Source organism: Parvularcula maris (assembly GCF_024505085.1).
Lineage (GTDB): Bacteria > Pseudomonadota > Alphaproteobacteria > Caulobacterales > Parvularculaceae > Parvularcula > Parvularcula maris.
This window is the reverse complement of the sequence record NZ_JANIBC010000003.1, coordinates 57,371-79,182: the sequence shown is the minus strand read 5'-3', so window position 1 is coordinate 79,182 and position 21,812 is coordinate 57,371. Positions and strand designations below refer to the sequence as shown.

At 65.1% G+C, this 21,812-nt stretch carries 20 protein-coding genes; 13 read left to right on the top strand and 7 right to left on the bottom strand.

Annotated elements, in window-relative coordinates; translation table 11 throughout:
• Positions 1 to 65 precede the first annotated feature (65 nt).
• From NOG11_RS06055 to NOG11_RS06035, 5 genes are all read left to right on the top strand, one after another.
• Entirely contained in the window at positions 66 to 638 is a 573-nt protein-coding gene (locus tag NOG11_RS06055) for a shikimate kinase (RefSeq protein ID WP_256618811.1), read from the top strand.
• Positions 639 to 649: 11 nt separating this feature from the next.
• Positions 650 to 1,750: a 3-dehydroquinate synthase gene (gene aroB, locus NOG11_RS06050; RefSeq protein ID WP_256618810.1), complete on the top strand. Its 1,101-nt coding sequence runs from the start codon at positions 650 to 652 to the stop codon at positions 1,748 to 1,750.
• A 222-nt stretch (positions 1,751 to 1,972) separates the two neighbouring features.
• Complete coding sequence (locus NOG11_RS06045) at positions 1,973 to 3,244, top strand: HlyC/CorC family transporter (RefSeq protein WP_256618809.1); 1,272 nt, start codon at positions 1,973 to 1,975, stop codon at positions 3,242 to 3,244.
• A 237-nt stretch (positions 3,245 to 3,481) separates the two neighbouring features.
• On the top strand, positions 3,482 to 4,453 hold the full coding sequence (locus tag NOG11_RS06040; protein WP_256618808.1) for a patatin-like phospholipase family protein: 972 nt from the start codon (positions 3,482 to 3,484) through the stop codon (positions 4,451 to 4,453).
• Positions 4,450 to 5,157 (top strand): NAD-dependent deacylase, encoded by a 708-nt coding sequence (locus NOG11_RS06035; protein ID WP_256618807.1) that lies wholly within the window; start codon positions 4,450 to 4,452, stop codon positions 5,155 to 5,157. The genes NOG11_RS06040 and NOG11_RS06035 overlap by 4 nt, the downstream gene beginning before the upstream one ends.
• Before the next feature lie 189 nt (positions 5,158 to 5,346).
• On the opposite strand, the gene NOG11_RS06030 is transcribed toward NOG11_RS06035, so the two are convergent.
• Both NOG11_RS06030 and carA read right to left on the bottom strand, forming a co-directional pair.
• A complete protein-coding gene (locus NOG11_RS06030; protein WP_256618806.1) occupies positions 5,347 to 6,564 on the bottom strand; it encodes a threonine synthase in 1,218 nt (405 codons plus the stop codon).
• A gap of 72 nt (positions 6,565 to 6,636) precedes the next feature.
• The gene (carA, locus tag NOG11_RS06025; RefSeq protein WP_305888959.1) at positions 6,637 to 7,779 is read right to left on the bottom strand and encodes a glutamine-hydrolyzing carbamoyl-phosphate synthase small subunit; all 1,143 of its coding nucleotides are present in this window, start codon (positions 7,777 to 7,779) and stop codon (positions 6,637 to 6,639) included.
• A 157-nt stretch (positions 7,780 to 7,936) separates the two neighbouring features.
• Here carA and NOG11_RS06020 point away from each other — a divergent pair, with 157 nt between their 5' ends.
• Positions 7,937 to 8,407 (top strand): GatB/YqeY domain-containing protein, encoded by a 471-nt coding sequence (locus tag NOG11_RS06020; protein ID WP_256618804.1) that lies wholly within the window; start codon positions 7,937 to 7,939, stop codon positions 8,405 to 8,407.
• A gap of 81 nt (positions 8,408 to 8,488) precedes the next feature.
• Here the strand turns inward: NOG11_RS06020 and NOG11_RS06015 are convergent, their stop codons facing one another.
• The gene (locus NOG11_RS06015) at positions 8,489 to 9,259 is read right to left on the bottom strand and encodes a hypothetical protein (protein WP_256618803.1); all 771 of its coding nucleotides are present in this window, start codon (positions 9,257 to 9,259) and stop codon (positions 8,489 to 8,491) included.
• 180 nt (positions 9,260 to 9,439) lie between these two features.
• Between NOG11_RS06015 and dnaG the strand changes: the two genes are divergently transcribed.
• From dnaG to NOG11_RS06000, 3 genes are all read left to right on the top strand, one after another.
• On the top strand, positions 9,440 to 11,272 hold the full coding sequence (dnaG, locus tag NOG11_RS06010) for a DNA primase (RefSeq protein WP_256618802.1): 1,833 nt from the start codon (positions 9,440 to 9,442) through the stop codon (positions 11,270 to 11,272).
• Between the two features lie 85 nt (positions 11,273 to 11,357).
• Positions 11,358 to 13,307, top strand: coding sequence for an RNA polymerase sigma factor RpoD (rpoD, locus tag NOG11_RS06005; protein ID WP_256618801.1), 1,950 nt, complete (start codon positions 11,358 to 11,360; stop codon positions 13,305 to 13,307).
• Positions 13,308 to 13,443: 136 nt separating this feature from the next.
• A complete protein-coding gene (locus tag NOG11_RS06000; RefSeq protein ID WP_256618800.1) occupies positions 13,444 to 13,899 on the top strand; it encodes a YaiI/YqxD family protein in 456 nt (151 codons plus the stop codon).
• 63 nt (positions 13,900 to 13,962) lie between these two features.
• Here the strand turns inward: NOG11_RS06000 and NOG11_RS05995 are convergent, their stop codons facing one another.
• Complete coding sequence (locus NOG11_RS05995; RefSeq protein ID WP_256618799.1) at positions 13,963 to 14,463, bottom strand: gluconokinase; 501 nt, start codon at positions 14,461 to 14,463, stop codon at positions 13,963 to 13,965.
• Positions 14,464 to 14,503: 40 nt separating this feature from the next.
• Between NOG11_RS05995 and NOG11_RS05990 the strand changes: the two genes are divergently transcribed.
• Positions 14,504 to 14,977 (top strand): ABA4-like family protein, encoded by a 474-nt coding sequence (locus tag NOG11_RS05990; protein WP_256618798.1) that lies wholly within the window; start codon positions 14,504 to 14,506, stop codon positions 14,975 to 14,977.
• Positions 14,978 to 15,055: 78 nt separating this feature from the next.
• Here the strand turns inward: NOG11_RS05990 and NOG11_RS05985 are convergent, their stop codons facing one another.
• From NOG11_RS05985 to NOG11_RS05975, 3 genes are read right to left on the bottom strand one after another with little or no spacing between them, the layout of a single operon-like run.
• Positions 15,056 to 15,760: an N-acetylmuramoyl-L-alanine amidase gene (locus tag NOG11_RS05985; protein ID WP_256618797.1), complete on the bottom strand. Its 705-nt coding sequence runs from the start codon at positions 15,758 to 15,760 to the stop codon at positions 15,056 to 15,058.
• Positions 15,757 to 16,677, bottom strand: coding sequence for a DMT family transporter (locus NOG11_RS05980; protein ID WP_256618796.1), 921 nt, complete (start codon positions 16,675 to 16,677; stop codon positions 15,757 to 15,759). The genes NOG11_RS05985 and NOG11_RS05980 overlap by 4 nt, the downstream gene beginning before the upstream one ends.
• Positions 16,674 to 18,473 carry an ABC transporter ATP-binding protein gene (locus NOG11_RS05975; RefSeq protein ID WP_256618795.1) on the bottom strand — a complete coding sequence of 600 codons (1,800 nt, stop codon included), beginning with the start codon at positions 18,471 to 18,473 and terminating at the stop codon, positions 16,674 to 16,676. Before NOG11_RS05975 ends, NOG11_RS05980 begins: the two co-directional genes overlap by 4 nt.
• Before the next feature lie 127 nt (positions 18,474 to 18,600).
• Here NOG11_RS05975 and NOG11_RS05970 point away from each other — a divergent pair, with 127 nt between their 5' ends.
• Genes NOG11_RS05970 through NOG11_RS05960 form a run of 3 tightly spaced genes read left to right on the top strand, consistent with a single transcriptional unit; the run spans position 18,601 to position 21,811 of the window.
• Positions 18,601 to 19,899, top strand: a complete 1,299-nt coding sequence (locus NOG11_RS05970) for a 3-deoxy-D-manno-octulosonic acid transferase (protein WP_256618794.1) — start codon at positions 18,601 to 18,603, stop codon at positions 19,897 to 19,899.
• Positions 19,899 to 20,879 carry a tetraacyldisaccharide 4'-kinase gene (gene lpxK, locus NOG11_RS05965; RefSeq protein WP_256618793.1) on the top strand — a complete coding sequence of 327 codons (981 nt, stop codon included), beginning with the start codon at positions 19,899 to 19,901 and terminating at the stop codon, positions 20,877 to 20,879. The genes NOG11_RS05970 and lpxK overlap by 1 nt, the downstream gene beginning before the upstream one ends.
• Positions 20,876 to 21,811: a lysophospholipid acyltransferase family protein gene (locus tag NOG11_RS05960; RefSeq protein WP_256618792.1), complete on the top strand. Its 936-nt coding sequence runs from the start codon at positions 20,876 to 20,878 to the stop codon at positions 21,809 to 21,811. Before lpxK ends, NOG11_RS05960 begins: the two co-directional genes overlap by 4 nt.
• Position 21,812: the final 1 nt, after the last annotated feature.

Below are 21,812 nucleotides of genomic sequence, written 5' to 3'. Positions count from 1 at the left end.
CAAAGCCGGGCCGGTGCGGTGCGCCGCCCTTGGCGCGCGGGGCGGGATCGTTCTACGCTGAAGCCATGAACAGCGTGCGTTTCCCCTTCCCCCGGCCCGACCTCAAGCTGACGAGGCCCCTGGTGCTGGTAGGCCTGATGGGAGCGGGCAAGACGACCACGGGAAGAAGGCTCGCCAAACGCCTAGGCGTGCCGTTCAAGGACGGCGACGAGGAGATCGAGGAGGCGGCCCAGATGCGGGTCGCGGACCTCTTCGAGATCTACGGCGAGGAGGAGTTTCGCGACGGAGAGCGCAAGGTGATGCAGCGGCTCCTCAACGAGCGCCCCATGGTGCTGGCGACCGGGGGCGGCGCCTTCATGAACGAGGAGACGCGGAAGCTGGTGAAGGAGGTCAGCACCTCGATCTGGCTCAAGGCGGACCTCGCCACCCATGTGCGGCGGACCTCCCGGCGCGACACGAGGCCGATCCTGCGCAAGGGCAACCCGGAGGAGATCCTACGCAAGCTGATGAAGGAGCGAGATCCCATCTACGCCCAAGCAGACATCACCGTGGACAGCGATGACGGCCCCCACCGGGATACGGTGCAGGCTATCATCAAGGCACTGATCGACTTCCGCAAATCGGGGGGGACCGTTTGATGGGTGAAGCCATGTCCAAGGTTCGCGTGGGTCTCGGCGATAGGGCCTACGACATCCTGATCGGCTCGGGCGCGTTCCAGGCGGCCGCAGGCGCACTCCGTACCCTGACCGAGAAGCCCAGCGCCATCGTCGCCGACGAGACCGTGCTTGGGCTCTATGACGGCGTGCTGGAAGCGGTGTTCGGCGAGATGCCCATCATCACCCTCCCCTCCGGCGAAAGCGCGAAGAGCTTTGCCGAGTACGCGCGTGTCAGCGAGGAGCTTCTGGCCGCAGGGGTCGAGCGCGGGGGCAGCGTGGTAGCCTTGGGCGGCGGGGTCACCGGTGATCTAGCGGGTTTTTGCGCCGCCACCCTGCGCCGCGGCTGCAAGCTCGTCATGGTGCCGACCACGCTTCTTTCGCAGGTCGACAGCTCCGTCGGCGGAAAGACCGCCGTGAACACCAGGGCCGGTAAGAACCTGGTCGGCGCCTTCCACCAGCCCTCGCTCGTTGTGATCGACACGGACTTTCTTGCTAGCCTTCCGCCCAGGGAGCTTCTGGCGGGCTATGCCGAGGTGGTGAAGTACGGCGCCCTCGGTGACGAGAGCTTCTTTGCCTGGCTCGAACGGCACAGCGGCACGGTCCTCGCCTGCGAAGAAGAAGCTTTGCGGCACGTCATCGAGACCTCCTGCCGCATGAAGGCCGAAGTGGTGGCAGAGGACGAGCGCGAGGCGGGGCGTCGGGCGCTTCTCAATCTCGGCCACACCTTCGGCCACGCCGTCGAGGCGGAAGCAGGCTATGGCGGCGGCGTGCTGCACGGCGAGGCGGTGGCGCTCGGCATGGCGATGGCGGCGCGGTTCTCGGTAGCGCGGGGGCTGGCGGCGCAGGCGGATGCCGACCGGCTGGAGCGGCATTTGGCCTCGGTGGGCCTGCCGACGCGGCTAGCGGCCTTGAACGGCTTCGACGCCAGCGCCGAGACGCTGCTTGGCCATATGATGCAGGACAAGAAGGTCGAGGGCGGCACGCTGACCCTGATCCTGATGCGACGGCTGGGGGAGGCTTTTGTGGCGAAGGATCAGGACCAGCGAGTGGTGCTGGAGTTTTTGGAGAAAGAGCGGGCTCTAGCTCCTTCCTAGTTCGGAGCTCGAAGAATGGTGCGCTCGACCGTCATCCCGGACGGAGCGAAGCGGAGATCCGGGACCCATGGACTGAGCTTCGCTTCCCTTAAAACCGCTGCATTCGGAACCAACTTCAGGCCATGGGTCCCGGATAGCCTTCGGCTTCCGGGATGACGGCAGGTGTTGCGCTGAAGCACACAGCTCCATGACAACCCCCGCCCCATCTCCTATAGCCCTCCCATGATCACCACGGCCCTCATCATCCTGCTGCTTCTCGCCTTCTCGGCCTTCTTCTCCGGCTCGGAGACGGCGCTCACCGCCACCTCCCGCGCGCGGATGCGTTCGCTGGAGCTCAAAGGCGACAAGAAGGCGGCCTCCGTGGCCAGGCTCACAGAGGACCGGGAGCGGCTGATCGGCGGCATCCTCCTCGGCAACAACGCCGTGAACATCCTCGCCTCGGTGCTCGCCAGCGGTCTCTTTGTCTCGCTGTTCGGCGAGGGGGGCATCGCGGTGGCAGCCTCCACCATCGTCATGACCGTCCTGGTGCTGGTCTTCGCCGAGGTCATGCCCAAGACCGCCGCCATCGCCCGCGCCGACTCGATCGCCATGCTGGTCGCCCCGATCATGAAGCACGTGGTCGCCGTCCTCGCGCCTATCGTCTCGGTGGTGCAGGCAATCGTCCGTGTGACCCTCCATCGGGTCTTCGGCCTCGACGTCACCGCCATGGACGATGCCTTCACCCCGCAGGAAGAGCTCAAGGGCGCCATCGAGCTCCACCACGAGGAAGGCCAAATGGAGAAGGAGGCCCGCGACATCATCCGCGGCGCCCTGGAGCTCGACGACATCACCGTCGAAGACATCATGCTGCACCGGAAGTCCATCGAGATGCTGGACGCGAACCTCTCCAGCCTCGAGATCGTCGAGGCGGTCCTGGCCAGCAACCACACTCGCATCCCCCTCTTCGATGAGGACCCGGACAATGTGGTCGGCATCCTCCACGCCAAAGACATGCTCCGTTCCCTGTGGAAAGAGGGCAACGACGCCAGCAAAATCGACATGCGCGCCATCGCCATGAAGCCCTATTTCGTGCCGGAGACGACGACCCTTCAGGAACAGCTCGACGCCTTCAAGACCGCCCAGATGCACTTCGCCCTGGTGGTGGACGAGTACGGATCGCTGCGCGGACTGGTCACCCTTGAGGACATTCTCGAGGAGATCGTCGGCGAGATCGAGGACGAGCACGACGTCGCCGTCACCGGCGTCGAGGTGCAGGAGGACGGCGGCGTCGTCGTCCAGGGCGACGTCACCATCCGCGACCTCAATCGCATGATGGACTGGCGCCTGCCCGACGAGGAGGCGGTCACCATCGCGGGCCTCGTCATCCACGAGGGCCGCTGCATCCCCGACGTCCGCCAGAAGTTCAGCTTTCACGGCTACCGCTTCGAGATCCTGGGCAAGCGCCGGAATCAAGTGACCAAGCTGAAGGTGGTGCCGCTGAGGGAGGCTGCGTAGCGGCGGGGCGCCGACTCTTCCCTCCGTCATCCCGGCCGTAGCGCAGCAGGGGTCGAGCCGCGAAGCGTATTGACGGACCATGGCCCTTAGGTCGGCTCAGGCACAACGGTCGTGCTGACTTCAGTTTTCAGTCCCTGGATCCCGGATAAGCCTACGGCTTTCCGGGATGACGATGAACGACGAAGTGAGACGGTTCCGTATCTTTGTTGTTACCCATCCATGGCGTATGGAAGTGATGTGCAGAAAGACGAGCTGACCGGCGAGGTACACATGCCCATAGCGCCGCCCCTGGGCATGCGGTTCGACCAGCTCGTTCTCTCGGGCGGCGGCACGCGCTGCTTCTGGCAGGCGGGCTTTCTCAACCGTGTGCGCGACGAGATCGGCCTTAAGCCCCGGCGCATCGCCTGCGTCTCGGGCGGGGCGATGGTGGCGGCTGGGTTCACGGCGCGCCTAGGCCCCGAAATACTCCGCCTCACCAAGATCCAGTTCCGCCACAGCCGCAATTTTCATTGGCCCACCAGTCATTTAGGGTGGATGCCGCACGAGACCGCCTATCGCAGCGTGGTCGAGAAGGTCTTCCACGACGAGGCCGAGCGACTGGTGGCCGAAGGTCCGCCGACCGAAGTGGTGCTGACCGAGCTGCCCGCCCGCTATCCCGAGGCCTTTGCCGCCACGGTGTCGATGCTCACCTATCTGATCGAGCGGGCCATCAAGGACTCGACCGACAAGACCTGGACGCGCAAATGGGGCATGCGCGAGCTGCGGGTGGACATGGCTCAGGCGGCTCGCGAGGGCAGGCTCTCCGAACTCATCACCTCCGCCGCGCGCATACCGCCGGTCTTCCAGTTCGACTGCTGGGACGACTTTCCCGTCATCGACGGCGGCTCGATGAGCGATGCGCCCATGCCGAGCGAGGAGAGCGGCAACACGCTTTGCCTCCTCGCCTCCTATTTCAGCCACCTCCCCCATAAGAAGGGCCGCATCTTCGTCATGCCTTCGGAGACCATCCCCACCGGCAAGATCGACCTGACCGAGAGCCAGGAGATTCAAGACGCCTGGGACCTCGGCGAGCGCGACGGCGAGGTGTTCCTGGAGATGTGGCGCGGCGGCGATCTCGACTGGCGCGTGCCGCACAAGATCGGTGACCCTGACTGGCGCGGACGCCGCTGGCGGCCCGAGGTAATCGAAGAAGAGCTGAGCGAGGGATGAGACCCCTACGGATCGTTGTCCTCACCGGCGCGGGCATCTCTGCCGATAGCGGGGTGGACACCTTCCGGGATCAAAACGGCGCCTGGGTCAAGAACAACCCGATGAAGGTCGCCACCCCGGAAGGCTTCGCTGAGGACCCTGAACGGGTGCACGCCTTCTACAACGCCCGGCGGGCGCAGCTTCCCGGCGTCGATCCAAACCCGGCGCATGTTGCCTTGGCCGAGCTGGAACGTGAAGCGGTGAAGGCAGGCGGCAGCTTCACCTTGGTCACGCAGAACGTCGACAACCTCCATGCCCGTGCAGGCTCGAAGAACATCCTGCCGATCCACGGTTCACTGACGAAGGTGAGCTGCCAGGCCTGCCAGGAGGTGTTCGATTGGGAGAAGAACCTTTCGGTGAAGACCCCCTGCCCCTCCTGCGGTGCTCGGGCTATGCGCCCCTACATCGTCTGGTTCGGGGAGATCCCACGGCATTTCGACAAGGTGGAGGAGGCGATGATGGAGGCGGACCTCTTCATCTCCGTCGGCACGTCAGGCTCGGTCTACCCGGCGGCGGGGCTGGTCGGCTTTGCGAGGGAGCGCGGCATCCCGCGGGTCGAGCTGAACCTGGAACCTTCGGACAATGCCTATCTGTTCACGGACAAACGCTACGGCCGGGCCAGCGAAGTGGTGCCTGCTTACGTGCGGGATCTGGTGGGGTTGTAGGGCGAAGCGGCGGCCACCTCTCCCGTTTACGGGAGAGGTCGAAATCTATCTGATTTCGGGTGAGGGCTTCGGCGAAGCCGTAGGGTCTGCTCGGAACGGAGACCTACGCTTAGAATACCCTCACCCTCGGTCCCTCTCCCGTAAACGGGAGAGGGAGGCGGTACACGCACCGTATGCGCTTTGCCAGCATCACCCAGCAAACCGTCCATAATTAATCGGCTGCGTCCGGTCCAGGAACTCCCCTCCCTCCGGCATGGGATATTTCAGTCCCGTGGCGCAGTTGAAGAGCACCACCCGGTCGCCCTTACCGACCCTACCGTCCGACAGCGCTTGTTTATAGGCCGCATAGGTCGCCGCCCCCTCAGGGCACAGAAGAAAGCCCTCCTCCTTCGCGAACTCAGCCCAGGAGGAGAAGATGTCCGCTTCGGGCACGGCGATGGCGAAGCCGCCCGATGCGCGCACGGCGCGCAGGATGAGGAAGTCGCCTACCGCCACGGGCACGCGGATGCCAGCAGCCGCTGTATGGGCGTTCTCCCAGACCGGCGCGTGCTCCTCGCCCTCCTCATAGGCCTTGACGATGGGCGCGCAGCCCTCGGCCTGGACCGCGATCATCCGTGGGCGGCGGCTGCCGATAAATCCCATCTCTTCCAGCTCGTCGAAGGCCTTCCACATGCCGATCAGGCCCGTGCCGCCGCCGGTAGGGTAGAAGATGACGTCCGGCAGCTCCCAGCCGAGCTGCTCGGCAAGCTCCAGCCCCATCGTCTTTTTGCCTTCGATGCGGTAGGGCTCCTTCAGCGTACTGACATCGAACCAGCCGACCTTGTCCTTCCCCTCACCGACGATCTTGCCGCAGTCGTTGATCAGGCCGTTCACCTTGTAGACCTCGCCGCCCTGAAAAGCGATCTCGTCCATATTCACCTGGGGCGTGTCGTCGGGGCAGAAGACCGTGGTCCTGATCCCCGCCGCGCCTGCATAGGCGGCGAGCGCCGCGCCCGCATTGCCGTTGGTTGGCATGGCCATATGCCGTATGCCGAACTCCTTGGCCATGGAGACCGCCAGCGCCAGCCCCCTCGCCTTGAAGCTGCCGGTGGGCAGCCGCCCCTCGTCCTTCACCAGAAGCTGACCAGTCGAACCAAGTTTCGTCTCGCTGCGGGGAAAGCGGATGATCGGTGTCACCACCTCGCCAAGCGAGACCCGGTTCTCTTCGAGCTCCACAGGTAGCATCTCGCGGTAGCGCCAGAAACCTTCCGTCCGCCCCGCCAGCTTCTCCTTGCTGATCTCGGCGGCGACTTTATCGAGGTCGTAACGCACCAGCAGCGGCCGCCCGGCCTCCGACAAACCATGCGGGACACCCGCTTCATAGGTCTTGCCGGTGAGCGAGCATTCGAGATGGGTGACGTGGGGCATGGACGGCTCCTTGGGGTTGCCGCCAATTGGTGCCGTAGGGGCGAGGGGCAGGCAACCGCCCCGCGCAGGGGGTCAGCCGGCCCGCGCGTTTTCCTTCATCAGGCGCACGAACTTCTCGAACATGGGGAAGCTGTCTTCGGGGCCAGGCGAAGCCTCTGGGTGGTGCTGGACGGCCATGGCAGGCGCGTCGGTCACCTTGAGGCCTGCATTGGTGCCGTCGAAGAGGGACGTGTGCGTTGCTTCCACGCGGTCTGGCAAGGTCGCTTCGTCCACGGTGAAGCCGTGGTTCATGGAGACGATCTCGACGCGGCCGGTGGCGTGATCCTTGACCGGATGGTTGGCGCCGTGGTGCCCCTGCTCCATCTTCTTGGTCTTGGCGCCGAGGGCCAGGGCCATGAGCTGGTGGCCGAGGCAGATGCCGAAGAGCGGCACTTTTGCATCCAGAAGCTCCCTGATCACCGGCACGGCGTACTCGGCGGTGGCGGCAGGATCGCCTGGGCCGTTGCCGAGCAAAACGCCGTCGGGGGACAGCGCCATGATGTCGTCGAAGCTGGTCGTCGCAGGCACCACCGTGACGCGGCAGCCTTCCGTCTGCAGACGGCTCAGAATGTTGCGCTTGACGCCGAAATCCATGAGCACCGTGTGCGGCCCTTCGCCGGGGATGCGGATGGGCTTGTCGGTGGTGACCTCCTTGGCAAGGTCCGCGCCTTCGAGGCCCGACCAGGCTTTCGCTTGTTCGACTAGTGCGTCCCGGTCGAAGCGGCCGCCCGCATGGTGGGCGATGACGCCGCGGAGCATGCCGTGCTCGCGGATACGGATGGTCAGGGCGCGGGTGTCGATGCCGGAGAGGCCGATGATGCCCCGCCGCTTCATCCAGGCTTCAAGGTCGAGACGCGAGCGGTGGTTGGAGGGGCTCGTCACCTTGGAGCGGACGATAGCGCCGCGTGCTGCGATCGCTGCCGTATCGGCGGCGTTCTCCACATCCTCGTCGTTCACTCCGACATTGCCGATATGGGGGAAGGTGAAGGTGACGATCTGCATGGCGTAGGAGGGATCGGTGAGAATCTCCTGATAGCCGGTCATGGCGGTGTTGAAGCAGACTTCCCCCACCGCCTCGCCAGCGGCGCCGAAACCCTCGCCCTCCAGGATCGTGCCGTCCTCGAGCGCGAGGAGTCCCGTGACCCGGATGTCGGTTGCATCTTGACTAAGCTTCAGCGGCACATCATCTCCCGCGGCCTTATGCTGCACGATTGTCAGCTGGCCTTCGTTAAGGTCGGCGCAAACGGACCGGGTGATACACCCGCCGCCGTGCAGCGCAAGAGGCTACTAGAGTGAGGAAGCGGCAAGGCCCTTCCCCCCGAGGAACAAACCCATGAGCCAAGCCACACTGGCCAAACAGATCGCCGCCGATTTGAAAGCGGCCATGAAGAACCGGGAGGATAAGATCCGCCTCTCGACCCTACGCCTCATGCAGGCCGCCATTCAGGATAAGGACATCCAGGCGCGCAGCCAGGACCGCTGCTGCGGCCTGTCCGACGATGAGGTGCGCGAGGTACTGACCAAGATGGTCAAGCAGCGCGAGGACAGCGCCAAGACCTACGAAGATGCAGGCCGCATCGAGATGGCCGAGCAGGAGCGCGCCGAGAACGAGGTGATCTTCGGCTACCTGCCCAAGCAGATGGACGATGCCGAGATCGCCACGGCCGTGGACGGGGTGATCGCCGAGATCGGTGCCGAGGGCCTCAAGGACATGGGCAAGTGCATGGGCGCCCTGAAGGCGAACTATCAGGGCCGCATGAACTTCTCAGCGGCCAACAAGGTCGTGAAAGAGCGTTTGGGCTGAAGGCTTGCCCTTAGGGCGGAACGCGACGCTTTCCGCCTGTTCAAGTGCTACGCTTCACGGCGGTTGGCTTCGCAAACCGCCCTACCCGGCGCGACGCTTCTTCCAACCGAAGGCCGCGAGCCCTGATACCAGCAGCACCGCTGCGCCTGGGACGGGGACGGGGTCTGCAGGAACGTCTGGGAGAGGCGATTTGAAGCCGTTGGGGCCGGGGCCGGGTAGCGATCCGCCGCCACCGCCGCCCCCTCCCCCAGAGCCGCCGCCAGGGGGCAGGAAGCTTCCGCCTCCGCCTGCTGGTCTCGTCGGAAGAACGGCCGCGACGACGGTGCCGCCCAGGGGCCCCATCGGTACACCAACCTTGTAGCCAGCTTCCTCGGGCGAGCCGGCAAAGCCCTGGCCCTGCCCGAGCTGCTCGAGGAGGGGCTGGAGGTCGGCCAAAGCCTGCTTCAGCGCTTCGGTGTCCACCGCTTCCTCGGTCTCGCCCCCGTTGGCGCCGTGCGCCTCGGCGTAGTCCTCGCCCTTGCCGTCCTGGGGCTTGTCGAAGAGGCCCTCCTCGCGTTCGGAAAAAAGCGCCCGTAGGCGGGCTTCGGAGGTCTCGCGGAAACGCTGCGCCCGTTCGCGCAAGCCCGGCTTCTCGGCCTCAGGCCGCAGGCGCTCGCGCATGAGCGCCTCGCCCGGCATAACCAGCCCGGCCTCCGCTGCAGCAAAAGACGCCCCGCCGCTGCCCTGGGTGGCGAGCACGCTGGTGATGCCCGCCAGCGCCACGGTCACCCCGATGACGGCGTTGCGCATACCCTTGGCCTTCGCTGGGGTCAGCGCGTAGACGTTGCGTATCTTCCTATGGGTCTGCGCCAAGGTCTGCCTCCACCTCGATGCACCTTTTCCTACAAGTTCCGTGCCAGAGCTCCCGTTTAGGTGGTAAAGAATCTCCTAACGCCGCTAAGTGCTGAGCGGTTCTGTATTCCTTGCTCCGAAGCGAGGTCCGGTGGGAAAGTGACGATGGCGGCCCCCTGCCGAAGAGCCTATGTTCTGCCTATGGCCAGCTATCCGCCTGATTTTCTGGACGAGCTCAAGTCCCGTCTCCGCGCTTCGGACGTGATCGGGCGGCACGTGCCGATCAAGAAGGCCGGCCGCGAGTGGCGCGGGCTCAGCCCCTTCAACAAGGAGCGCACGCCCAGCTTCTACGTGAACGACGACAAGCAGGCCTTCTTCGATTTCAGCTCGGGGCAGTCGGGCGATGTCATCAAATTCCTGATGGCGTTCCAGAACAAGACATTCCCGGAAGCCGTGGAGGAGCTCGCCTCCCTTGCCGGGATGGAGGTGCCCCGCTCGACCCCGCAGGAGGTGAAGCGCGCCTCCGAGCAGGACGTGCTGCGCAAGGTCCTCGCGGACGCACAGGATTTCTTCCGCAAGGCGCTCTTGGCGCCCGAAGGCCAGGACGCTCGCGACTATCTCAGGCGCCGGGGCGTGGGCCAGCAGGCCGCTGAGCGCTTCGGCCTCGGCTACGCGCCCAATGACTGGGAAGCGCTGAAGCGCTTCTTTCTCGGCCGCGGCGTGGAGGAGAAGGTGCTGCTCCGCGCAGGCCTCCTGAAGGTGCGCGAGCAGGACGCCAGCACCTATGACGGTTTCCGCCACCGGCTGATGTTCCCGATCCACGACCACCGGGGGCGGGTCATCGCCTTTGGCGGGCGGGCGCTTTCCAGTGAGGCCAAGGCCAAGTACCTCAACTCCCCCGAAACGGAAGTTTTCCACAAGGGCCGGGTGCTCTACAATTTGACCCGTGCCCGTGAGCGGATGCGCGGGGCGGACGGGCAGATCCTGGTCTGCGAGGGCTATATGGACGCCCTCGCCCTCGACAGCGCCGGTTTTGCCGCCGTCGCGCCCCTCGGCACGGCGCTGACCGAGGAGCAGCTCCGCCTCCTCTGGCGCCTCACCCCCGCCCCGGTGCTTTGCTTCGATGGCGATAGAGCGGGCCGCGCCGCCGCCGAGCGCGCCCTGGAGCGTGCCCTGCCCGAGCTCTCCGCGAGCCAGTCCTTGCGCTTCGCCTTCCTCCCCGAAGGCCAGGACCCCGACGACCTACTGCGCAAGGGCGGAAAACGGTCGATGCAGGAGATTTTGCAGGCGAAGGCCGATGCCGAGGAGACCATCTGGCAGCTCGCCCTCGCCCGGCACGGCACCGGCACGGCGGAGCAGCTCGCCTCGGTCGAGACCGAGCTCAAGGCCAGGACCAACGCGGTCAAGGACGAGACCTTCCGCCAGGCCCTCTTCCGCGCCTTCAAGGATCGCATCTACAACCTCCGCGGCGAGCAGTTCGCCGCCCGCCGCCAGCGCCAGAAGACCGAGCGTCTGCGTGGCCGCCACGTCCATGCCCGCCTCTCCCCTGAGCTACGCTCCCGCCTCGGCCAGGGCGGGAGTGGTGGTCCTGCCGGTTCCATTCGCGAGGCTAGGTTAGTTATCAGCCTCATTCATCACCCACACCTTTTCAGCCGGTTTGAGGATGAAGCTATGTCCTGTGAGTTCCAGGATGGTTCCCTCGCTAGGCTATGGTCACAGGTGATTCATCATCTCGTCGAGTCGCCGGACCTTGACAGTGAGGGTCTTCGTTCTCAGTTGAGCGGTTGTTCCGAACTCCAAACGATTTACGAGCGGTGGTCTCGCGACCGCACTGTAAAGACTTCGGAGTTCGTGAGGCACGATGTTGCGAGAGAGGTTGTGGAAGATGAATGGTACGACGCGTACACGATTAACCAGCGTCAGAAACATCTCGCCGAGCAAGCCATTCAGGCTGCGGAGACCTCATCTCCCAATGAAAGACGCGTAAGCACATTAGTTAAACTTGGTGCGCCTATGCCAGGACGCACAGAATGAAACGCGATCGTGGTTCCGGCGGCTGAGCGGACTAGATGGTTCCCTGAAGCGCCGACTTCGTAAAGCGTGAACATCTAGGGGCCGAATGAGCAAGACTTCTCCTCAACAGCGCGAAGAGACCGGCGAAGAGCCCGTCCTCGACATGAACCTCGCCGCGGTCAAGAAACTGATCGAGGAGGCCAAGAAGAAGGGCTACGTCACCTACGACCAGCTCAACGCCGTTCTGCCGGAAGAGGACTACACCTCCGAGCAGATCGAAGACATCATGGCCAAGCTCTCGGACATGGGCATCAATGTCACCGAGAACGAGGAAGCCGAGGAAGAAGAGAGCAAGGACGGCGATAAGGCCAAGGGCTCGGCCGTCGTCGATAAGAAGACCGCCCAGACGGTCACCACCAACACCAAGGAAGGCTCCGACCGCACCGACGACCCGGTGCGCATGTACCTCCGCGAGATGGGCGCAGTGGAGCTTCTCTCCCGCGAGGGCGAGATCGCCATCGCCAAAAGGATCGAGGCCGGTCGCGAATCGATGATCCGCGCGCTCTGCGAGAGCTCCCTGACCTTCGAGGCCATCACGGTCTGGCGCGAGGAGCTGGAAGAAGGCCGCGTGCTTCTGCGCGACATCATCGACCTCGATGCCACCTTCTCCGGCGGCCCTGAGAGCCGCCCGGACATGACCAGGCCAGAAGTGGCCGAGCAGGTCCAGAAGGAGCAGGAGGCTAGAGCCGCCGAGACCGGCGAGGACGAGGACGAGTTCGACGAGGGCGACCTCTCGCTGTCGGCCAAGGAGGCCGAGCTGCGCGAAGGCGTCATGCAGACCTTCCAGGACATCGCCGACGACTTCAAGAAGCTGCGCCGCCTGCAGGACATTCAGATCGAGCAGCAGCTTCAGGGGGAGGACCTCTCCGAGAGCCAGGTCAAGCGCCTGCGCAAGCTGCAGAAGGACATCGTCGAGCGCGTCCGCTCCGTGCGCCTTCACAACCACCGGATCGAGGCCCTGGTCGAGCAGCTCTATGCCATCAATCGGGCGCTCATGGCGCTTGAGGGCAAGCTGGTGCGCCTGGCCGACAGCTACGGCGTCAACCGCCAGGAGTTCCTGGGCGAGTACCTCGGCAACGAGCTTGACCCCGAATGGCTGCCCCGCGTCTCGGCGCTAGAGGGTCGCGGGTGGCAGAACTTCACCACCAAGGCCGAAGACAAGATCACCGATATCCGCGATGAGATCGGCCAGCTCTCCCAAGAGACCGGCCTCACCGTCTCCGACTTCCGCCGCATCGTGCAGACCGTCCAGAAAGGCGAGCGCGAGGCGCGCATCGCCAAGAAGGAGATGGTGGAGGCGAACCTGCGCCTCGTCATCTCCATCGCGAAGAAGTACACGAACCGCGGATTGCAGTTCCTGGACCTCATCCAGGAGGGCAATATCGGCCTGATGAAGGCGGTCGATAAGTTCGAGTACCGCCGGGGCTACAAGTTCTCGACCTACGCGACCTGGTGGATCCGCCAGGCGATCACCCGCTCGATCGCCGACCAGGCGCGGACCATCCGCATCCCGGTGCATATGATCGAGACGATCAACAAGATCGTCCGTACCTCCCGTCAGATCCTCAACGAGATCGGCCGTGAGCCGACGCCGGAGGAGCTGGCCGCGAAACTCTCCATGCCCTTGGAGAAAGTCCGCAAGGTGATGAAGATCGCCAAGGAGCCGATCAGCCTCGAGACGCCCATCGGCGACGAGGAAGACAGCCATCTCGGCGACTTCATCGAGGACAAGAACGCGATCCTGCCGATCGACGCGGCGATCCAGTCCAACCTGCGCGAGACCACGACGCGGGTCCTCGCTTCGCTGACGCCGCGCGAGGAGCGTGTGCTGAGGATGCGCTTCGGCATCGGCATGAACACGGACCATACGCTGGAGGAAGTCGGCCAGCAGTTCTCGGTCACCCGCGAGCGTATCCGCCAGATCGAGGCCAAGGCCCTCCGTAAGCTGAAACATCCGAGCCGCAGCCGCAAGCTGCGCAGCTTTTTGGATAACTAGATCGTCGTTATCCCGGAAGCCGAAGGCTATCCGGGACCCATGGACCAAACCTTCGTCACTGACCAATCCCATTGGTCCATGGGTCCCGGCTCTTCGCTTCGCTACGGCCGGGATGACGGTGGTGGACCTCCACACCATGACCCCCACCCTCCTCGTCGATGCCGATGCATGCCCTGTGAAGGACGAGTGCATCCGCGTGGCCGAGCGCTACGGCGTGGCGGTTCTCTTCGTCGCCAACCAGGGCTTTCGCCTGCCCCGCGAGCCGCATATCCAGCAGATGATCGTGGGCGGGGGGTTCGACGAGGCGGACGACAAGGTCGCCGAGCTGGCCGAACCCGGTAAGGTCGTCGTGACCTCTGACATTCTTCTTGCGGACCGCTGCCTCAAAGCCGGAGCCGCCGTACTAGGCAGTAACGGCAAACCATTCACGGACGACATGATCGGCACCGCCATCGCCACCCGCGCCATCATGAACGATCTGCGCGGCTCGGGCGATCAGACCACCAAGGGGGCGCCGCCCTTCTTGAAAGAGGACCGCTCACGGTTCCTCCAGGCGCTCGATCTGGCGGTGTCGAAGGCAGCGCGGCCGTAGAGCGGATTGCGCAGCCATCCGCCTTTTCAAAGCCTCCGACGGCAGAAAGCTTCGCGCTCCGACCTACGAACGCATCAACTCAGCGGCCTTTCTGCCAAGCTCCTCCGGAGGCAGCATGCCGTCTAGGCGCTCGATGCCGTCCATGTCGTCCATGGCGTCGAGCTGGCTTCGCAGAAGGTCAGGCCCGGCAAAATGGCCTTGGCGCTCCTTCAGCCGCTCGAGAAGCTCCGCCTCGGGAACGTCCAAGACCGCGAAGGTGAGGGCGGCGGGGATCAGCTCTTCCATCACCGACCTGATCTCATGGTTGAGTGCCGAGCAGGCCAGGACGCCGAGCTCGGGCGCGTCCTCCCCCACGGCCTCACCGATAGCCGCAATCCAGGGCCGCCGCTCCTTCATGGTGAGGGGTATGCCTGCGCCGATCAGCTCCACGTTCTCTGCCGAGTGGTAGGCGTCGCCTTCGTAGAAGGGTACGCCCAGCCGCCTTGCTGCCAGCACGCCCACCGTGCTCTTGCCTGCGCCGGACGGCCCCATCACGACCAGTAGGCGTGTCTCGCCGCTCGCCAAGACGCCTCTCCTCCTCTAGTGCTGCCGTTTGGAGAGTAACATGAGCGCTGACCTTCTGTTCCAGATCACCAACACTGGCGTCTTGCCGGTGTGGCTGCTGCTGGCCGTCCGGCCCGGCTGGCGGTGGAGCCAGATCGCGGCGTTCGGCGTCGCCGTTCCCCTCCTCGCGCTGACCTATGCGGCCGTCCTGATCAGCCTCATGGCGTCCGGCGGCATGGCGGAGAACCCGGACTTCGGCAGCATCGACGGGGTGCAGGCACTGTTCTCGGACCGCTACGGCTTCGTTGCTGCCTGGACCCACTACCTCGCCTTCGACCTCTTCGTCGGAGCGTGGATCGCCAGGGATGGCAGCACGCTCGGTCTGCCCAGGCTCATCCTCGTCCCAGCACTCTTCTTCACCCTGATGGCAGGCCCCTTCGGCCTGCTGATCTATCTCGTCTTCAGGCAGGTGAAGCTGCGCTCTGCGCTCGCCGAACCGCTGCCCTTCGCCAACAAGGAAAGAGCCCATCCATGAAGCAGAAGCGACCCGTCTTCGGCATCGGCGCCGTCCTCTTCGCCGCCATCGTCATCTGGGCGCTCTTCCATGTGGGGATTATCGGCTGACACTGCTGCCGAGCTTGCCCGCCACCTCGGCGATGGCCGCGCGGGTCTCGAGGTTGAGGCCCCGCCCGAGCGCCATCGGGCAGAAGTGCCGCTGGAACGCCGTGATGCAGGGCACGACGCCGAACTGCTCCACCCCGTAGCCGATCTTCGTAAGGAGCGCTTCGGCCTCCTCCGCCTCCGGTACGTTGTCCGGGACCACCCCCGACCAGGGGGCGAGGGCCAGGCCCTCCGCCGCCAGCACGGCCCAGGGGAACTTCTCACCGGGATCCTCCTTGCGGTCGGGGGCCACATCGGAGTGCCCGACGATCCGTGAACGGGGCACCTGATAGGCCTGCTTCAGCCTGTCGAGTAGCGTCACCAGCGCGTCGATCTGCGCCTCGGCAAAAGGCTTGTAGCCCCATTCGTGCCCAGGGTTGACGAGCTCGATCCCGATACTGACGGAGTTGATGTCTTCGCTCTTCCCCCATGAGCCCACGCCGGCATGCCAGGCGCGGCGCTCCTCAGGGACCAGGCGGTGAGTCCGGCCGTCCTCCTCGATCAGGTAGTGGGCTGAGACGGAGCTTTCCGGGTCGCAAAGGCGCTCCAGCGCCTCGTCGCCAGTCTTCATGCCCGTATAGTGCAGCACGATCATCGAGATGTCGTGCCCTTTCCGGTCCCCGTGATTGGGCGAAGTCCAGACCTTCTTCTCGGTCATGGGAGGGCTCCTTCCTGTTCGGTCAGGCCTGCGGCGGCAGCTTGCGTCCGGTCGGCGACGGTCTTGCGGACGAGGATGACGATCACGCCCAGGACCACAAGGGCCGCGCCCAGCACCATCCGCATCGTGAACGCCTCGCCGAGGAGGAGCGTGCCGAAGAGAACAGCGAAGAAGGTGATCAGCAGCCCCGCGGGCGCGATGATGCTGAGGGGCACGCGCTGGAGAAGCCAGTAGTAGCTCGTATGCCCGAAGACACTGGCCACCAGGACCGAGTAGCCGAGGCTGAGCATCACCGGCCAGAAGGCGCCACCGCCGACAAAGGCGAAGTGGTCCTCGGCCAGCAAGGCGGCGGGTACGAAGCTGACCGCGCTGCCGACCACGGCCATCCAGGCTAGAAGGGAGAGCGGCTTCACCCCCTCGATCTTCTTGACGAAGAGCGCCCCCGTCGCCTCTGCCGTGGTGCCGCAGACGATCAAGAACGCGCCGAGGGGTAGGTTGCGACTGCCTACGGCGTCGCCCTCAGCGGTCGCAATGATCAAGACCCCGATCAGCGCCATGACGATGCCGGTGATCCTTTTCCAACCCACCGTCTCGCGAAGGAACACGACGGAGAAGATCGTCGCGATGACCACATAGCTCTCTGCCACCACCGAGCCGATCGAGGCGGAGGTCAGCGAGATGCCGGTGAACATGAAGGCGTAGTTGAGCCCGCCAAAGCACGCTCCGGCGATCGCGATCCGCAGCATCTGTCCCGGATACCAGCGCAGCAAGGGCGCGAGCAGCAGGGCCAGGATCGGCATGCGGAGCGCTACATAGGTCAGGGGCGAGACGAGCTCGGTCACCGCCTTGATGATGACCATGTGCATGCCCCAGGCGATGCAGATGGCGAGCAGCAGGGCGGCCTGAAGCGGCTTCATATCGCGGGCTCCGACCGGGTTTGAAGGGCGGACAGCCGGGCGTAGAGCCCTCCTGCGGCGAGAAGCTCCGTATGGGTGCCCTCCTCGACGATCTGCCCGCGCTCCATCACCACGATCTTGTCCGCCTCCCTGATGGTCGAGAGGCGATGCGCGATGACCAGGGTCGTCCTGTTCTTCCGTAGACGTTCCATCGCCTCCTCGATAAGGCGCTCGCTCTCTGCGTCTAGGGCGGAGGTGGCTTCGTCCAGAAGAAGGATCGGTGCGTCTTTCAAGAACGCACGAGCCAACGCGATACGCTGCCGCTCTCCGCCCGAAAGCCCGCCGCCGCCCTCGCCCAGCCGGGTGTCGTAGCCATTGGGCAGCGCCTCGATGAAGCCTGCTGCCGCCGCAGAGCGGGCAGCGGCGCGCACCTCTTCGTCGCTGGCGCCGAGCCGTCCCATGCGGATATTGTCGGCAATGGTGGCGGCGAAGAGGAACGGGTTCTGCCCGACCAGCCCGATCGCACCGCGTAGGTCCTCGAGGCTTACTCGATCGTGCGGCTGGTCACCGATCAGGACCTGACCTTCCGCCGGATCGAAGAAGCGGGGCAGCAGTCCGAACACGGTGGACTTGCCCGCCCCCGACGGTCCGACCAACGCCGCGGTGCTTCCGGCTGGAACCTCTAGGGAGAAGTCCTTTAGAAGCAGCGCCTCCTGGTCGTAGGCGAACGTGATGTTCTTCAGACGGATGGACGGCGCCTTCCCTTTCTCGGTTGCCAGGGGCTCTGGAGATTCAGGTGACCTGATCGAAGGCTCGTCGTCGATCACGCCGAACACCCGTTCGAGGGCCGCCAGGCCCTCCTGCAGGATGGCGTTCAGCGTACCGAGGCCCCGCGCGGGTTGGGAGAGAAGGGCCATGGCGATAAGGAACGCCACCAGCTCAGGCCCGGTGAGAAGTCCCGCGTCGATCCGGAAGGCGGCGATGGCGATGATCGCCGCGATGGAGAAGGACGCGATGACCGTCACCGCCGGCTCGCTGGCCGAGCCGTAGCGAACGGTTTTCAGAAGCAGCGCCTTTCGCTCCTCGAACGCCTGGCCGAGTCGCTTCTCCTCCTCGGCTTCGAGGCCGTAGGCCTTGACGACTTCCTGGCCTGCGATGCTCTCGCCGAGCAGCCCCGTCAGGTCGCCGATCTGGGACTGGACCCTGCGCGAGAGACGCCTGATGGCCTGACCGATGAAAGAGATAGGGAGCCCGATGAGGGGGTAGATCGCCAGCACGCAAAGGAAGAGCACCGGGTCTAGGAAGGCCAGGACGGCAATGTAGCCGACCAGGCGCACGATATCCCGGATCCCGTTCGGGCCGCGACGCAGCGCCTCGCGCAGGACTGTCATGTCATTGGTGAAACGGCTGACCAGCCCCCCGATACGGGGCTCACCGCCCTCCCCCGGACGCCCGCGCACTTGGGCGATGTCGAAGCGAAGAATGGAGGAGAACATCCGCTTCTGCAGGTCACGCATGACCCTGATGCCGATGGACTGAGCGGTGAGCGCCTGGGCGTAAAAGAAACCCGCCTGAAGAAGGGCGATGGCGATGATCAAAACCGGCCCGAGCACCATGACTCGCCGCGCGTCCACCTCGCCGAACCGGCTCCCCCGCCCCGGCTCCAGCCCTGCGAAGATCCATTCAGTGATCAGAACGAAGCTGGCCTCGGCTGCCGCCAGGCCGACCATGAGAAGAAACGACAGTCCCAGCGTGCCCTTGTAGTGGGCCAGGTTCTCGCGCCAGAGCCGCTTGAGGTAGGAAGGGGGCTTCTTCATCCGCCGCCCCTTGCCGCGGGGGAAGGTTCGGGTCCAGCGCCGCGTGACATTACCAAAAAACTATCTGCTTCACGTGCTTTTCTTTTCGTCTTGGGGCATAGCCGACGCTCACTGGAGGGGAGACCCCATGGCTGAGCCGAAGGCCTGGTCGCTGAAGACCTATCGCGCTGCAACGCGGCTGCTGAAACCGGCAGCCAACTACGTGCTCGAGCGGCGCCTGCGCGCAGGTAAGGAAGACCCCCAGCGTCTCTCCGAACGGCGCGGGGTGGCCTCACGGCCTCGTCCCGAGGGCAAGGTGCTGTGGCTGCACGGTGCATCCGTCGGCGAGAGCCTGTCCGTGCTTCCCCTCGTCGATGCCCTGGCCGAGGCCCATCCGGAGCTAACCTTTCTGGTCACCTCGGGTACGGTCACTTCCGCCGAGCTGATGGGCAAGCGTCTGCCTGCCATAGCCATTCATCAGTACATCCCCATCGACCAGCCCCACTTCGTGCGCAGCTTTCTCGACCACTGGAAGCCGGATGCGGGGGTGTTCATCGAGTCCGAGCTCTGGCCGATCATGCTGGACGAGGCGGGCAGGCGCGACATCCCGCTGGCCCTGATCAACGGCCGCATGTCGCCGCGCTCCTTCGAGAGCTGGAAAGGGAAGAGGCGCGCCGCCAAGGAGCTGCTCTCCGCCTTCGAGATCATCATCGGCCAGAACCAGGAGAACGCCGAGCGGTTCGAGACCCTCGCCCAGCGCCCGGTGGGGACGTTGGGCAATCTCAAACACGCAGCCGAGCCCCTGCCCGCCCCTTCGGAAGAGATCGGCGAGATGAAGGGCTGGCTGGGCTCGCGGCTGCGCTGGCTGGCCGCTTCCACGCACGAGGGGGAGGAGCTTCCGGTTCTTCAGGCGCACCGGCAGATCATGGGTGAGCTGGACGATGCGGTTCTTCTCGTGGCACCCCGCCACCCCGTCCGCGGCGACGAGGTCGAGCTTCTCTGCCGGGAGCAGGGCTTTCAAACCGCGCGCCGTTCGAAAGGTGAGGCCCTCACCGAGAAGACCGAGATCTATATCGCGGACACTTTGGGGGAGCTCGGCGTACTCTACTCCGTCAGCGACATCGCTTTTGTCGGCGGCAGCCTGCTCCCCGTCGGAGGACACAACCCGCTGGAGCCCGCTAGGCTCGGCTGCGCGATCCTGCACGGGCCGGAGGTCTTCAACTTCGCCGACACCTACGCGGCCATGCGCCGTTCGGGCAGCTCGGGCCTCGTGCGCAACGAGCGCGACCTCGCCGCCAGCCTGATCCGACTTCTCGGCGACGAGAAGACCCGTAAGGCCATGGCCGGACAGGCGGCGAGCTGGTCGGAGAAGAGCGCGAAGACCGTTCTGGAAGCCCTGATCGAGGCCCTGGAACCTCTCCTCCTAAGGGCCGGGATCGCCGGATAGTGCCGCTCAGCGCCCCCTCGTTCTGGTCGAAGAAGCCCGGCACGTCCCTGCGCGCCAAGCTGCTCTCGCCCTTAGGAAGTGCCTACCACCGGGAGGTCCAGCGGCGGCTCGAGACGCGCCAGCCTGCCGAGATCGACTGTCCGGTCGTCTGTGTCGGCAACGCCACCATGGGCGGGGTCGGCAAGACACCCTTCGTGGCCTGGCTGAACGAGGAACTCATCAAGACCGGACGGTCCCCTATCATCCTCACACGCGGCTACGGGGGACGTGAGGAAGGACCGCTTGTGGTCGCCGACACCGCCCGTGCGGAAGATGTCGGTGACGAACCCCTCCTCCTCGCCCGGAACGCAATGGTCGTCGTAGCCAAGGACCGCGCTGCCGGTGCAAGGTTCGCGGCGGAGGCGGGCGCTGATCCCATCCTCATGGATGACGGGCTTCAGAACCCTTCCCTGCGCAAGGACTGCTCGCTGCTCCTGATCGATGGCGAAGCATGGTTCGGCAATGAGGAGGTCTTCCCCGCCGGTCCCTTGAGAGAGAAGCCCGAGGCGGCGGCAGCGCGCTGCGACGCCATCGTCCTGATCGGCGAGACCTCAGACCGAACGGAGGAGAGGGTGAAGCCTCTCGCCCAGGGCAAGCCGGTTTTCCGCGCCCGCTTCGAGATGGACGAGGCGGACCTCCCCTCCGGCCCGGTCGTAGCCTTCTGCGGGATCGGGCGGCCCGAGCGTTTCGAGCGCAGCCTGTGCGATGCAGGGGTGAACCTTTCCGAGTTCGTCGCCTTCCCCGACCACCATTTCCTGTCTGAGCGCGACCTGCGCAGCCTGAGAAGGACAGCCGAGGCAGCGAACGCCATGCTCGTCACCACGCAGAAGGATTTTGCGAGGCTTCGCACGGAGGACCACGAAGGCATCACGCCGGTGGGCGGAACAATCAGCGTGGCTGAACCGGCCGAGCTGCTGAGGCTGATCGAGGAGAAGCTATGAGCGAGACGGTATCGAGCCCGAAGACCTGGGATGCGGAGATCGAGCTTCCGGAGCCGCGGAAGAACAAGCCCGTCACCCTTCAGCGGCGGATCGAGGCTTTCTTCTTCATTGGTCTCCTGAAGATCCTGCGCCTCTTCTCCATCGAGTCGGGTTCGGCCTTTCTGGGCAGGACCATGCGCTATCTCGGCCCTCTTCTGCACACGGTGCATCAACGCGGTGAGAGGAACCTGAAACTGATCTACCCCGACATGACCCCCGCCGAGCGCTCGGCGATCCTGCGCGACGTCTGGGAGAATGCGGGCCGGACGGCTGCCGAGTACGCCCACTACGAGAAGCTCGCAGGCAGGGTCACCCTGGAAAACGCCGAGGGCATGCAGCGCTTCGCCGAAGAGGGTCAGCAGGCGATCTTCGTCTCGGGTCACTTCGCCAACTGGGAGGCCATGGGCTGCACCATCAAGCGGGAGGGAGTAAAGTTCGCCGTGGTCTACCGTGCACCGAACAACGCGCTGGTGGACAAGCACATCATCGACCTTCGCGCGGTCGGCGTCTCCCGCCTTCAGATCCCCAAGGGCAAGCGCGGCGGGCGCGAGCTGATGGGAGCGCTGAAGGACGGCCACTCGATCTCGATGCTGGTCGATCAGAAGCTCAATGACGGCATCGAGGTGCCCCTCCTCGGCTACCCCGCGATGACCCCGCCCGCGGCGGCACGGCTGGCCAAGAAGTTCGGTCTGCCGATCGTCCCCTTGCAGCTCATCCGCCGCCCTGGCGTGCGTTTCGTTCTGACCGTGCACAACCCGATCATGCCGGACGAAGGCTCCACGGAGGAGCTGACCGCAAGGATCAACGAGGTGCTGGGCGACTTCATCTTGGCTCGGCCCGAGCAGTGGCTCTGGCTCCACCGCCGCTGGCCGAAGGAAGTGACGCCGGTCTAGT

What these genes read in the sequence shown, in the direction of transcription:
- NOG11_RS06055 (WP_256618811.1), top strand. Translation starts at nt 66, where the DNA reads ATGAACAGCGTGCGTTTCCCCTTCCCCCGGCCCGACCTCAAGCTGACG.
- aroB (WP_256618810.1), top strand. Translation starts at nt 650, where the DNA reads ATGTCCAAGGTTCGCGTGGGTCTCGGCGATAGGGCCTACGACATCCTG.
- NOG11_RS06045 (WP_256618809.1), top strand. Translation starts at nt 1,973, where the DNA reads ATGATCACCACGGCCCTCATCATCCTGCTGCTTCTCGCCTTCTCGGCC.
- NOG11_RS06035 (WP_256618807.1), top strand. Translation starts at nt 4,450, where the DNA reads ATGAGACCCCTACGGATCGTTGTCCTCACCGGCGCGGGCATCTCTGCC.
- NOG11_RS06030 (WP_256618806.1), bottom strand. Translation starts at nt 6,564, where the DNA reads ATGCCCCACGTCACCCATCTCGAATGCTCGCTCACCGGCAAGACCTAT.
- NOG11_RS06020 (WP_256618804.1), top strand. Translation starts at nt 7,937, where the DNA reads ATGAGCCAAGCCACACTGGCCAAACAGATCGCCGCCGATTTGAAAGCG.
- dnaG (WP_256618802.1), top strand. Translation starts at nt 9,440, where the DNA reads ATGGCCAGCTATCCGCCTGATTTTCTGGACGAGCTCAAGTCCCGTCTC.
- rpoD (WP_256618801.1), top strand. Translation starts at nt 11,358, where the DNA reads ATGAGCAAGACTTCTCCTCAACAGCGCGAAGAGACCGGCGAAGAGCCC.
- NOG11_RS06000 (WP_256618800.1), top strand. Translation starts at nt 13,444, where the DNA reads ATGACCCCCACCCTCCTCGTCGATGCCGATGCATGCCCTGTGAAGGAC.
- NOG11_RS05990 (WP_256618798.1), top strand. Translation starts at nt 14,504, where the DNA reads ATGAGCGCTGACCTTCTGTTCCAGATCACCAACACTGGCGTCTTGCCG.
- NOG11_RS05985 (WP_256618797.1), bottom strand. Translation starts at nt 15,760, where the DNA reads ATGACCGAGAAGAAGGTCTGGACTTCGCCCAATCACGGGGACCGGAAA.
- NOG11_RS05980 (WP_256618796.1), bottom strand. Translation starts at nt 16,677, where the DNA reads ATGAAGCCGCTTCAGGCCGCCCTGCTGCTCGCCATCTGCATCGCCTGG.
- NOG11_RS05975 (WP_256618795.1), bottom strand. Translation starts at nt 18,473, where the DNA reads ATGAAGAAGCCCCCTTCCTACCTCAAGCGGCTCTGGCGCGAGAACCTG.
- NOG11_RS05970 (WP_256618794.1), top strand. Translation starts at nt 18,601, where the DNA reads ATGGCTGAGCCGAAGGCCTGGTCGCTGAAGACCTATCGCGCTGCAACG.
- NOG11_RS05960 (WP_256618792.1), top strand. Translation starts at nt 20,876, where the DNA reads ATGAGCGAGACGGTATCGAGCCCGAAGACCTGGGATGCGGAGATCGAG.